General features: G+C 41.6%; 10 protein-coding genes. 9 read left to right on the top strand and 1 reads right to left on the bottom strand.

The features are described 5' to 3' along the window. The first annotated feature begins 79 nt into the window (after positions 1–79). Entirely contained in the window at positions 80–610 is a 531-nt protein-coding gene (locus PCY11_RS02625) for a DUF4352 domain-containing protein (RefSeq protein ID WP_021152864.1), read from the top strand. Between the two features lie 31 nt (positions 611–641). Here the strand turns inward: PCY11_RS02625 and PCY11_RS02620 are convergent, their stop codons facing one another. Further along, positions 642–2,981, bottom strand: coding sequence for a cation-translocating P-type ATPase (locus tag PCY11_RS02620; RefSeq protein ID WP_301362428.1), 2,340 nt, complete (start codon positions 2,979–2,981; stop codon positions 642–644). A gap of 173 nt (positions 2,982–3,154) precedes the next feature. Between PCY11_RS02620 and PCY11_RS02615 the strand changes: the two genes are divergently transcribed. The 8 genes from PCY11_RS02615 to PCY11_RS02580 all read left to right on the top strand — a co-directional run bounded on the left by PCY11_RS02615 (position 3,155) and on the right by PCY11_RS02580 (position 12,143). Continuing rightward, positions 3,155–3,901 (top strand): 1-acyl-sn-glycerol-3-phosphate acyltransferase, encoded by a 747-nt coding sequence (locus PCY11_RS02615; protein ID WP_070660119.1) that lies wholly within the window; start codon positions 3,155–3,157, stop codon positions 3,899–3,901. Between the two features lie 67 nt (positions 3,902–3,968). Then, positions 3,969–4,637 (top strand): helix-hairpin-helix domain-containing protein, encoded by a 669-nt coding sequence (locus PCY11_RS02610; RefSeq protein WP_049486406.1) that lies wholly within the window; start codon positions 3,969–3,971, stop codon positions 4,635–4,637. Continuing rightward, the gene (locus tag PCY11_RS02605; protein ID WP_301362427.1) at positions 4,618–6,864 is read left to right on the top strand and encodes a DNA internalization-related competence protein ComEC/Rec2; all 2,247 of its coding nucleotides are present in this window, start codon (positions 4,618–4,620) and stop codon (positions 6,862–6,864) included. Before PCY11_RS02610 ends, PCY11_RS02605 begins: the two co-directional genes overlap by 20 nt. Before the next feature lie 75 nt (positions 6,865–6,939). Then, positions 6,940–7,542 carry a DUF805 domain-containing protein gene (locus tag PCY11_RS02600; protein WP_049474294.1) on the top strand — a complete coding sequence of 201 codons (603 nt, stop codon included), beginning with the start codon at positions 6,940–6,942 and terminating at the stop codon, positions 7,540–7,542. Positions 7,543–7,565: 23 nt separating this feature from the next. Further along, a complete protein-coding gene (gene holA, locus PCY11_RS02595) occupies positions 7,566–8,600 on the top strand; it encodes a DNA polymerase III subunit delta (RefSeq protein WP_049474295.1) in 1,035 nt (344 codons plus the stop codon). An 88-nt stretch (positions 8,601–8,688) separates the two neighbouring features. Further along, positions 8,689–9,294, top strand: a complete 606-nt coding sequence (sodA, locus tag PCY11_RS02590) for a superoxide dismutase SodA (protein WP_301362426.1) — start codon at positions 8,689–8,691, stop codon at positions 9,292–9,294. Positions 9,295–9,504: 210 nt separating this feature from the next. Beyond that, positions 9,505–10,977, top strand: coding sequence for a helicase HerA-like domain-containing protein (locus tag PCY11_RS02585; RefSeq protein WP_301362425.1), 1,473 nt, complete (start codon positions 9,505–9,507; stop codon positions 10,975–10,977). 98 nt (positions 10,978–11,075) lie between these two features. After that, positions 11,076–12,143: a serine hydrolase gene (locus tag PCY11_RS02580; protein ID WP_003006341.1), complete on the top strand. Its 1,068-nt coding sequence runs from the start codon at positions 11,076–11,078 to the stop codon at positions 12,141–12,143. Positions 12,144–12,221 lie beyond the last annotated feature (78 nt).

Below are 12,221 nucleotides of genomic sequence, written 5' to 3'. Positions count from 1 at the left end.
TGATATATTTTTGTAAAAACGCTTTCTTTTCTTGTTTAAATATGTTACTATATATTAAAAAAAGTGGGAGGTTTTGTAAATGAACAAAACGAAAAAATGGTTTGGCTTGGGGGTAACATTGCTTTCAGCAAGTATACTAGTAGCCTGTGGAAATTCTAGTAGTAAGTCTGATGATACTTCAAAAGAAGCTAAAACAGAGAAAAAGGCATCTACTGAGAAGAGTAGTGAAAAGAAATCAACCTATGCAATTGGTGATAAGATTGTTTTTGATAAACAAGCTGAGTACACTATTACAAATGTTGAATGGACTGATGAACGGAATGATTTTGATAAAACAAATCCCGATAAAGTATTAAAAGTGACCTATAATGTGAAAAATCTATCAGATAGTGATCTAGCAGTTGGGGTTGACATTGATCTATTTGTTGGTGGAAATAAAATGGAGACTTATCCTAATACAAATACAATGGGGTCAATTTCACCGGGTCGATCAATGGAAGGTGCTGTACAACATTTTGGTGTAAAAGGGGATGGCAAATTAGAACTGGAAATAAAACCATTTGCTGCATTTAATGAAAAACCTGCGATTGTTGCTTTTGATGCACCGTAAAAAAAGTTGAGAGTAAAACTCTCAACTTTTTTTAATCAAATTCATATTTTTGGAGAATCGTAGTGAGGATAAAGACTCCTGTAAAGATAGCCATCAATGCCAGATAAACTGGGAAAGTAGTGGCTGTAAGGAGGGAAATCTCGATCAAGTTTTTCAACACGACCGCAGATGCGTAGAATCCTACTACAGAGAAGAGGATGAGGAGGGCCCTCCAGATATTTAGTGGCAGGCAAGCACGGATAACGGATAGGAAACCGATGGAGCCAAGTAAGTAGTAGGATACAGTAGACATATCGGCTGCAGACCAACCATGGCTTGCTCCCCAAAGGCGAATAAACAAGACACTAAAGACGACCATCAAGGCGCTTGGTAAGGCTAACAGAAGGGAACGTCTCAAGAAGTGTTTTTCAACCGGTTTGATATTGCGTTCAAAGGTCAAAACAAATGGTGGGAATCCTTCGACGAATTGGTCAATCAGGGTGATTTGAATAGGGATGAAAGGGAAAATCAGCAAATAGTTGACGTTAAAGAAGAGAGCACTGGCAATACAGATGATAGCCAAGAGGAAGGAATAGATCGTTTTGATAAAGAAGATTGGAGCGATTCGTCCAATGTTATTCACCACACGACGGCCTTCAAAAAGAATTTCTGGAACGTCATTAAAGTCAGAGTTCAAAAGAACAATATTGGCAATTTGACGGGTTGCTGGATCTCCCTCTGCCATCACGATGGAGCAGTCTGCCTCGCGAAGAGCAAGGATATCATTGACCCCATCTCCTGTCATAGCAGTTGTCCGACCAGCTGCTTTCAAGGTTTGGATGAGCAGTTTTTTCTGGTGAGGAGACACGCGCCCAAAGATAGCTGTTTCTTCTGCTTGATCCACTAATTGGTCATCAGAAATTTTTGAACAATCGATGTAGTTCTCATAATTTTTGAAGCCAGCTTGTTGAGCGATATAAGAGACTGTCACAGGGTTGTCACCGGAGATGATTTTGAGATCCACTCCTTGAGAGCGCAAATACTCAAGAGTATCTGAAGCCCCTTCACGAATGGGGTCTGTAATCTCAATAACTGCAATCCCTTCAAGATTTTCAGGCAGTTTCAATTCCTGCATGCTGATCAGTTCTGAACTGTGAGCCAAGACGAGCACGCGCGATCCACGAGCTTGTGCTTCGACGACAGCAGCTGGATTTTCTTTAAGGAGCATTTCAGGAGCACCGAGAAAGACAGTTCCAAGGTTAGATAGGTGCATGGCTCCCCATTTCCGATCACTTGAGAAAGGAATAATGTTTTCCGCAGTATAAGCATGCTCCAACTCCCCATAAGCCTTGCGAATAGCTTGAGCAGTAGGATTGGTGTCCTCGCTATATTGCATGTAAGCAGAGAGAATGACCTGGATCGTCTGTTCCGAAAAATGATCAGATAAGCTATGGAGAGATTCGACTGTCATCTTCCCTTGAGTGATGGTACCGGTCTTATCTAGACACAAGGTATCCACACGCGCTAGGGTTTCTACTGAGTACATTTCTTGGACAAGAACCTTGCGCATACCGAGCTTAATAACCGCTGTCAAAAGAGACGTAACCGTCAGTAGGGCAATTCCTTTTGGCAACATTCCCAAGAGAGCTGTGGAAGAATTCACGACAGAATCTTTGATTGGCAGCATCTTGATCAACAGTGCTTCAAAGAAGAGGGCAAGGCCAAATGGGATGATAATTTTACCAGTGAAGCTTGAAATTTTCGCTAAGTTATAAAGAATACGCGAATTGATAGGCTTCAAGGTTTTAGCTTCCATCATCAGTTTGTTGGCATAGTTGTTTGCTCCAACTCGCTTGACACGGGCATAGACTTGACCACTGGCAATATAACTACCAGAAAGCAGTTCATCACCAACTTCTTTTAAGACCAGATCACTCTCACCAGTCAGCATAGCCTCATTAGCTTCTGCAATACCGGACATGACTTCAGCATCACTAGGAATCTGCTCACCCGAAGACAGAAGCATTAGATCACCTAGGACAAGCTTCTCTGGTGGAATCGCATCTTTTTCCCCGTCTCGAATGACAGTCACCAGCTCACGACTCATGAGATTGAGTTTATCAATCATCCGCTTGGCGCGCATCTCGGTCATGATTCCTGTAATGGCATTGAAGCAAATAACCGCGAAAAAGATCATATTGCTCCAGGCCTGTACAGCAGCCAAGGCTACGGCAATCACAAAGTTTAAGGTATTAAACAAGGTGAAGACGTTGCGCTTGATGATTTGCCAGGTACTGGTACTTGTATTCGTTGTAAAATCATTGGTTTGTCCGCGATCCATTTTCTTGCGGACTTCACTGAGGGATAACCCCTTTAATTCATTCGTTTCCATAGACAATATGATATCATTTTTTTGAGAAAAAGACTATCTAGAATCGGTCCGCTGAGACATTTTTTATCTAAAAAAAGTTTGCGGTCAAAATCAGGATACGGTATAATAAGAAAGAACGTTTTACAGGATTGAATATCTTGTAGAGATTAATGAAATGGATTTGAGGAACAACTATGTTTTATACCTATTTACGTGGCCTTGTTGCCTTTATTCTTTGGGTTTTAAATGGGAATGCCCATTACCATCATAAGGACAATATTCCAGATCAGGAAGAGAACTACATATTGGTATCGCCTCACCGGACCTGGTGGGATCCAGTCTATATGGCCTTTGCGACCAAGCCAAAGCAGTTTATCTTTATGGCGAAAAAAGAACTCTTCACCAATCGTATTTTTGGCTGGTGGATTCGTATGTGTGGGGCTTTTCCGATCGACCGTGAAAATCCGGGAGCAGAAGCCATTAAGTATCCTGTCAATATGCTGAAAAAGAGCAACCGTTCCTTGATTATGTTTCCAAGTGGAAGCCGTCATTCTCAAGACGTCAAAGGCGGTGTTGCCATCATTGCCAAAATGGCGAAGGTCCGTATCATGCCAGTGACATATACTGGTCCAAGAGACTTGAAAGGGTTGGCAACGGGTGAACGCATTGATATGAACTTTGGACATCCGATTGATATTTCGGATATTAAAAAGATGAATGACGAAGGAGTGGTAGAAGTTGCCCGTCGTATTCAAGAGGAGTTTGACCGTTTGGATGCGGAAGCGCAAGCGATCAACACCCCAACAAAACCGTTTATCTTGATTCGTTTGTTAAAAATCCTTTTGATTCCCCTTGTCTTAGTCGTGGCCATCTTGACCTTGCTCTTTAGTTACCTAGCCAGCTTTGTATGGGATCCGGACAAACATCGAAAAAACAAGTAAAAAAACTGAGAGTTTTTCTCAGTTTTTTTTTATTTTTACGAATAATAAAAGTGAGAGGAGGTTTCTTATGGAGGATATCATCGAAAAAATCAAAGAATATAAGCTCTTTTTAGCACTTACAGCTATCGGACTCTTACTTGGAGGGTATTTTCTTTTTCATCGACCTCAGTCGAGTACATCAACAATACCGGATCTCTATCAGACTTCCCGTTCAACTTCGAGCAAAGAAAAGACATCTGCTTCTAGTTCAAGAGAAGAAAAGCCAGCTGCTTCAGTGTCTGATGCGCCCGAAATCATTACGGTCGATGTCAAAGGGGCTGTTAAACAACCAGGTGTCTATGAGTTGCGCTCAGATAGCAGAGTCCACGATGCCATTCATAAGGCGGGTGGAATGACTGCCGAAGCCAATAGCCAATCGGTCAACTTGGCGCAAAAACTCTCTGATGAAGCAGTGATTTATGTTGCCAAAGAAGGGGAGGATGTTCCAGCACTTGGAAGTTCAGAAAGTCCTGCAACTTCGTCAGCATCAGCAGAAAAAACAGGCAAGGTCCATTTAAATCGAGCGACCGAGTCAGAGCTCCAAACGGTATCAGGAATTGGTCAGAAACGAGCCCAGGACATTATCGCCTATCGCGACGCAAATGGCCCTTTTCGATCAGTGGATGATCTGAAGAATGTTTCAGGAATCGGGGAGAAAACACTGGAGAAACTAAGAGATGCTTTCACGGTGGATTAAAGAGCTCCCTTTTTCGCTTGTACACCTCGCTTTTTTACTTCTTTGGTTGTATTTTAGTGTTTATCAACCATCTTGGCTTTCGATCAGCGGTCTAATAGTGTTGATATGTTTAGTGGTTCATCACTATAAGGAGGATCGCTCAAGTTTGCTAGGGCTTGCTTTAGCAACCCTTTGTTTTGCAGCCTTCTTTGTCTTTCAGCGACTACAGGATCATCCAGTACAAGCAGAAAGTCAGCCCCCATCCCACTTACGCCTGATTCCAGATACCATCAAGATCAATGGGGACGCCCTGTCTTTTCGTGCTAAAAATCAGGGAAGAACCTATCAAGTCTTCTACACTTTAAAATCAGAAAAAGAAAAACAGCAGTGGCAAAGTCAAACTCACTTGCTGGAGTTGACATATAAAGGTGTTATAGAAGAACCAGAAGGGCAGCGAAATTTTAGAGGATTTGACTACCGGTCTTATTTGCAAACACAGGAGATTCACTATCAAATAAAAATTGAAGCAATCCAATCCGCACTTCCTATACAGACTTGGAATGTTTTTGACTGGCTATCTCAATGGAGGCGCCAAGCTATTGTTTGGAGCAAGGAGCACTTTCCGCAACCAATGAACCAGTATATGACCGGCCTTCTTTTTGGCTATTTAGATACGGATTTTGAAGAGATGGACCAGCTTTACACGAGTTTAGGAATCATCCATTTATTCGCCTTATCTGGGATGCAGGTCGGCTTTTTCATCAATGGGATCCGGAAAGCTCTCTTACGTCTAGGAATCTTGCAAGAGACAGTCGATATCTGGATGCTTCCAATTTCTTTGGTGTATGCTGGCTTGACAGGTTTTTCAGTTTCAGTGGTTCGTAGTCTCTTGCAGAAGATCCTCTCTCAAAAGGGGATCCGAGGGATGGAGAATATGGCGATGACCTTGATGCTCTTAATGGTGCTCATGCCCAAGTTTCTTCTGACAGCTGGAGGGGTCTTGAGTTGTGCCTACGCCTTTATTTTGACCTTGGTAGATACCAGTTCTTATTCAGGACTTAAAAAGCTACTAGTGGAAAGTTTCTGGATTAGCCTGGGAATTTTGCCCCTTTTGACCTATTACTTTAGTGTCTTTCAACCGTGGTCACTCCCTTTAACCTTCCTCTTTTCTTTCTTATTTGACCTTGTCCTTCTTCCAGGTTTAACGGTGCTATTTATCTTATCGATTCTAAAGCCCCTTACAATTTTTAACAGTTTCTTTCTTCTCATAGAGGAGTGTATTCGTTGGATTTCAAAGCTCACGTCGCTACCTTTGGTATTTGGTCAGCCGACGGGACCAGCTCTGATCGCTCTCTTCCTTCTTTTAGGGATCTTGTATGATCTTCGAAAGCAAAAAAAACTTCGTTTCCTGTTAATAGGCATGATTCTACTCATCTTTTGTTGGACCAAGCATCCTTTAGAAAATGAGATTACCATGGTGGATATCGGTCAAGGAGACAGTATCTTTTTACGCGATTGGAAAGGAAGAACCATATTGATTGATGTCGGAGGACGTGTCACTTTTAAAAGTGGAGAAAAGTGGCAAGAGCGCAGTCAATCTGCCAATGCGGATCAAACCTTGATTCCCTATCTCAAGAGTCGAGGTGTTGGAAAACTCGATGCTTTGGTCTTGACTCATACAGACCAGGACCATATGGGCGATATGGTGGAGGTTGCCAAACAAATCCCGGTTAAAAAAGTGTATGTCAGTCCAGGCAGTCTCACCAATTCTCAATTTCAAGAGAAATTGAAACAGCTTCATAGTCCGATTAAAGTAGTCCAGAGAGGAGATCAACTACCTATTTTTGATGATCATTTAGAAGTCTTATCCCCTGATGAAGTGGGGGATGGTAAAAATGATGATTCGATTGTCCTCTATGGGCAGTTCTTTCAGAAACGATTTTTGTTCACGGGTGATTTGGAAGAAGCTGGAGAGAAAAAACTATTGAAAAACGATCCACAATTACAAGTAGATGTCTTGAAAGTAGGCCACCACGGTTCTAAAGGTTCCTCTAGTGATGTGTTTTTAGATCAGTTACATCCTCAGTTGGCCTTGATCTCTGTTGGAAAGAAAAATCGCTACCAACATCCCCATAAAGAATTGCTCGATCGTCTAGAGGAACGCTCTATTTCTTATCTTCGTACCGATGAAAGGGGAGCAATTCGCTTGATTGGGTGGGACCATTGGAGGGTAGAAACGGTCCACTAGAGACGAGGAGAGGTTTGCTTTCTATGCTGAAAATTGCTATTATAGAAAGTGAAATCAATGTAAAGGTAGAATCGTATGAACGCATTTAAGCAATTTTGGATACAGTATGCAGATTTTTCAAGTAAGACCAGTCGGGCCCATTTTTGGCTAGCTTTTTTCTGGAATTCCCTGATTTCTTTGCCTCTTTGGGTTTTTTACATCGTGACCTCTTTATCCCATCAAAATGCTCAAGAAACGCTCAATTTTTCAACTGTTCATTCTAAGACAGGTTTATGGGCGCTCGCTTTCTTAGCATTCTTTTACTTCCTCATTTTAGTACCCAGTCAAGCCATTTGTGTACGTCGCTTGCGGGATGCGGGAATCCATTGGTCTTGGATCTTTTTGAATCTTGGTCCGGTTCTGCTCTATTTGTTGACGGGGCTAGATATTTTCCTATTTCTTTGGGGGATTACAGTTATTTCTCTCTTGATTCTCATGATGCTTCCAGGGAAAAACACCTTCCCACAACCAGTAGAAACTCCTATGGGAGTGGCTTCTGAACCACAGGTCACAGCGACAGGGGGAAGCTTTGGAGGCAACTCCTTTGAGCAAATTCCAAATTTTGTAGCAGCACCTGATTTGTCTGATGAAAAACCACCATTGGAACAAAAAATGGCTGCTGAACACGAAATACACTAGACTGATAGAGATAAGAGAGTTTCATGCAAGCAATTACCGACATTAAACATCTGACGGTTCAAACTCTGCCTCCTATTCTTGTCTTGACGGGTGAGGATGTAGGTCAATTTGAATGGTTAAAAAAAGACATTTTAAAAAAAATAGGCTATGATCCCTCAGATTTGAATTATTCTTATTTCGATATGAAGGAAGCCTCCTATGCTGAGGTCGAACTGGATTTGGTCAGTCTTCCCTTTTTTGCAGATGAAAAAATCGTGATTTTGGATCACTTATTGGATTTGACCACTGCCAAAAAACGCAATTTAACCGATGAAGATCTGAAGCAATTTGAAAATTATCTGGAAAATCCTTCTGAATCAACCCGTTTGGTGATATTTGCAGAAGGAAAATTAGATAGTAAGCGTCGCTTAGTCAAACTCCTAAAACGGGATGCCCAGATCATTGAAGCAACAACACCTAAAGAGCAAGATTTAAAGCGTTATTTTGCAAGTCAGGCCCAAGAATTGGGCTTGCAGTTTGTGGGCGATTCCTTGGACCAGCTACTCTTAAAATCTGGCTATGATTTTGGAGAGTTACAGAAGAATCTCGCTCTGTTGCAGGCTTATAAAGAAGATGGTCAGATTACCCTCCAAGATATCAAGGAGGTTGTTCCAAAGTCCTTGCAAGATAATATTTTTGATCTGACACAGATGATTCTCAAACGCCAAATCGATCAAGCCCGGAATTTGGTTAAGGATCTCCGCTTACAAGGAGAAGATGAAATAAAATTGATCGCTATTTTGTTGGGACAATTCCGAATGTTTTCTCAAGTTAAAATTTTCTCAGAAGAAGGCCAATCCGAAAGCCAAATTGTAGCGAGCTTGTCGGAGTTGTCAGGACGCAAGGTCAATCCTTATCAGGTGAAGTTTGCCTTACGGGATAGCCGCAGGCTTTCCTTGTCCTTTTTGAAGCAAGCTATGATAACCTTCATCGAGACGGATTATGCGATTAAAAGTGGAACATATGAAAAAGACTACTTATTTGATTTGGCCCTGTTGAAAGTAGCGAATAACGTCTAACGATGAATGAAATCGCAAGCAGATTAGTTGAATAATTTAGCTGTTTACGTTATTATCAAGTCAGTAATAAAGAAAAGAGGACCATAAAATGGCTATCATTTTACCAGAATTACCATATGCTTATGATGCATTGGAACCTTATATCGATGAAGAGACCATGCATTTGCACCATGATAAACACCATCAAACATATGTAAACAATGTGAATGCAGCTCTTGAAAAACATCCTGAAATTGGAGAAGACCTTGAAAGCTTGTTAGCTGATGTTGAATCCATTCCAGCTGACATTCGCCAAGCTGTGATCAACAATGGTGGTGGTCATTTGAACCACGCTCTTTTCTGGAAATTGATGACTCCAGAACAAACAGCTCCTTCAGCAGAACTTGCTGCAGCGATTGATGCTACATTTGGTTCATTTGAAGACTTCAAAGCAGCCTTCACAGCAGCAGCAACGACACGTTTTGGTTCTGGCTGGGCATGGTTGGTTGTCAACAAAGAAGGCAAACTCGAAGTGACTTCAACAGCAAACCAAGATACACCAATCTCTGAAGGTAAAACACCAATCCTTGGTTTGGATGTTTGGGAACATGCCTACTACGTGAAATACCGTAACGTACGTCCTGACTACATCAAAGCTTTCTTCTCAGTGATTAACTGGAATAAAGTGAATGAATTGTTTGCAGCAGCAAAATAATAAAATGAAGGAATCTATAAGAGCAAGTATTGGCTCTTATAGATTTTTTTATTTGCATCCGAAAAATCGGAGTATAATTTCTTGCGTTTGGTCAGGAAAATGATACACTAGTAGGAGTGTGTCTTACTTGTCTGAAGCCTGGTTTGAAGGGCCTAGGCAAGGAAAAGATAAACCTTAAAATGAAAACTGAAACATTCAGGGAGAAATGAAATGACTAGTATTACCATTACTAAAGGAGCCGTTGAGACGCCTATCTATTTGCGGATGTTGAATCGTCATGGCTTGATTGCAGGTGCAACAGGAACAGGAAAAACGGTTACTCTCAAGGTCCTAACAGAAAAATTAAGCAAAGAAGGTATTCCGGTCTTTCTAGCCGATATCAAGGGAGATTTATCTGGCTTAGCCAAAGCCGGGCAATGGACGCCAAAACTGGAAGAACGCTACAAGCTTCTTGGGATCACAGATCCGTTTGAGCCACAAGCTTTCCCTGTTCGATTGTGGGACGTCTTTGGCCAAGCTGGTCATCCTGTTCGGGCGACTGTCGAAGGGATGGGGTCATTGCTTCTTTCTCGTCTGCTTGATTTGAATGAAACCCAATCAGGAATTCTCGCAATTGTCTTTAAAGTGGCCCAAGAGAAAGATTGGCCCTTGATTGATTTGAAGGACCTACAAAGCCTTTTAAAGGAAGTCAATGAGCACAGTTCAGACTATTCAGCCCAATATGGCAATATCACCAAACAATCTGTCGGAGCCATCCAAAGAAGTCTCTTGGTTCTTGAAGAAGAAGGAGCAGATCAGTTTTTCGGAGAGCCAGCACTTGATTTAAATGATTTCATGCAACTCGATGCATCTGGTCGTGGGTATATCAATATTCTTTCGGCTACAAAGCTCTTTAATTCACCAAAATTGTACTCAACCTTTTTGATTTGGATGCTGTCTCGTCTTTTTGAAACACTTCCAGAGGTTGGGGATCCTGAAAAGCCAAAACTGGTCTTCTTCTTTGATGAAGCGCATCTCCTCTTTAAGGATGCAAGCAAGCTCTTTCTTGAGAAGGTCGAGCAAGTGGTACGCCTGATTCGTTCGAAGGGTGTAGGGATTTACTTTATTACCCAAAATCCTCAAGACCTTCCAGAATCTGTTTTGGCACAGCTTGGAAATCGTGTTCAGCATGCACTTCGAGCTTATACACCCAAAGAAATGAAGGCGATTAAGGTTGCTGCCCAAAGTTTTCGTCCGAATCCAGATTTTGATACAGAAACAGTGATCACAGAGTTAGGGACAGGGGAAGCCTTGGTTTCTTTCCTCAATGAAAAGGGACAGCCTAGTGTGGTTGAGCGTGCTTATATTCTCTCTCCTCAATCGAGTTTTGACCTCTTAAATGAGAGTGAACAATTGGCCTTGATCACGACATCGCCCGTCCATCAAAAGTATGCGACGACGATTGATCGGGAATCTGCCTATGAAAAATTAGCAGCTAAAGCAAGCAAGGAAGTACAAGAAAAAGAGCAAAAAGAAGCAGAAAAGGAAGAGGCTGCAGCAGATAAGGCGGCTCAAAAACGTAGTCCAGGTCGTCCAAGAAAATCTAGTCTTGAAAAGGCAAAAGATTCCTTCTTGAGTTCCTTATTCCGGACGATTGCGCGTGAGATCGCTAAGCTAATTATGGGCTCCTTTAAACGAAAATAAGCCTTTGATGAAAAGAAATAAACTTTTTAAAAAGAAACCGTTTTCTCTTTCTGATAATTCTTGTTATTTTCAGTAGAATCTTTTATAATTAATCTCGTATGAAAAAATATTTTAATCTACGCTCGATCATGATTGCGGTCAGTATTTTATTGTGCTTAGTGGGAACAAGCGCACTGGGCTACTTGCATGTTACGCAACCAACAGCATCAGCAATTGAAAAAAAAGCAAAGAAAACAAAAGAAGCAAAAGAACAAGATATCGAAAAGTCTACCCCTGAGACGAAAAAACCGCGTGTCAAATCTCCTGAAGCTAAGCAAGCAGTAGTAGATGCAGACATGGAAACGATGAGCGCTTATGGCCTTGTCTATGATTATGCTAATAAAGGTTTAGTAGAGGTTGTCCAGGATTTCCTAGCAGAAAGTGGAATTGATCCGTCACAAGTTGCCTTCACGTATCGCAATGCCATTACAGGAGAGCAATTTGCCATGAATGATCTTCAACCAATGACGGCAGGTAGTACCTATAAGCTACCGTTGAACATGTTGGTGGTGGATGAAGTCGCAAAGGGCAAACTCAATTTAACAGACCGGTTTGACATTACCAATACTTACTATGAATATGTAGGAGAGCATGACAATTACGTTGCTGCCTTTGATGGAGCCATGTCTATTCCTGATATGCAGCGCTATTCATTGGTTTACTCTGAAAACACCCCAGCCTATGCTTTGGCAGATCGTTTAGGGGGGATGGAGCAAGCGCGTAAGTTGTTCAGTCGCTATGGTCAATCTCGTTCACCAGAGGTTAAAACCTTTAGCGAAGATAATAAAACGACAACGGATTATTACATCCATGTCTTGGAATATCTTTGGAATCATCAAGAAAAATATGCGGATTTACTAGAACTGATCGGGGAGTCTTTCCCAGGTGAGTACTATAAAAAATTCTTGCCAGATTTGGTGATTCAACAAAAACCAGGATATGTTGCTGAAGCACTTAATGTGGATGCGATTGTCCGTGAATCGACTCCTTATTTGGTTGCTATCTACACTGCAGGACTTGGAGGGACGACTCCAGAAAGTTCTGAAATCAGTGGCGTTGGTCTTTATCAATTGGGACAATTGGCTTATGTTATCAATGAATGGCATCGTGTCAATATGAATGAATAATCGACAGAAGGTCTGAGGGTTGCTCAGGCCTTTTATTCTATCAAAGTAGGATGAAATTCACTTGGTGTTTCGAATTAC

This window comes from Streptococcus sp. SP8 (genome assembly GCF_030440045.1).
Lineage (GTDB): Bacteria > Bacillota > Bacilli > Lactobacillales > Streptococcaceae > Streptococcus > Streptococcus parasanguinis_I.
The sequence above is the reverse complement of the archived record's forward strand: the minus strand, read 5'-3'. Positions and strand labels throughout refer to the sequence as shown.

Coding starts and splice junctions, on each gene's coding strand:
- PCY11_RS02580 (WP_003006341.1), top strand. CDS start 11,076: ATGAAAAAATATTTTAATCTACGCTCGATCATGATTGCGGTCAGTATT.
- PCY11_RS02605 (WP_301362427.1), top strand. CDS start 4,618: ATGCTTTCACGGTGGATTAAAGAGCTCCCTTTTTCGCTTGTACACCTC.
- PCY11_RS02625 (WP_021152864.1), top strand. CDS start 80: ATGAACAAAACGAAAAAATGGTTTGGCTTGGGGGTAACATTGCTTTCA.
- PCY11_RS02620 (WP_301362428.1), bottom strand. CDS start 2,981: ATGGAAACGAATGAATTAAAGGGGTTATCCCTCAGTGAAGTCCGCAAG.
- PCY11_RS02610 (WP_049486406.1), top strand. CDS start 3,969: ATGGAGGATATCATCGAAAAAATCAAAGAATATAAGCTCTTTTTAGCA.
- sodA (WP_301362426.1), top strand. CDS start 8,689: ATGGCTATCATTTTACCAGAATTACCATATGCTTATGATGCATTGGAA.
- PCY11_RS02585 (WP_301362425.1), top strand. CDS start 9,505: ATGACTAGTATTACCATTACTAAAGGAGCCGTTGAGACGCCTATCTAT.
- PCY11_RS02615 (WP_070660119.1), top strand. CDS start 3,155: ATGTTTTATACCTATTTACGTGGCCTTGTTGCCTTTATTCTTTGGGTT.
- holA (WP_049474295.1), top strand. CDS start 7,566: ATGCAAGCAATTACCGACATTAAACATCTGACGGTTCAAACTCTGCCT.
- PCY11_RS02600 (WP_049474294.1), top strand. CDS start 6,940: ATGAACGCATTTAAGCAATTTTGGATACAGTATGCAGATTTTTCAAGT.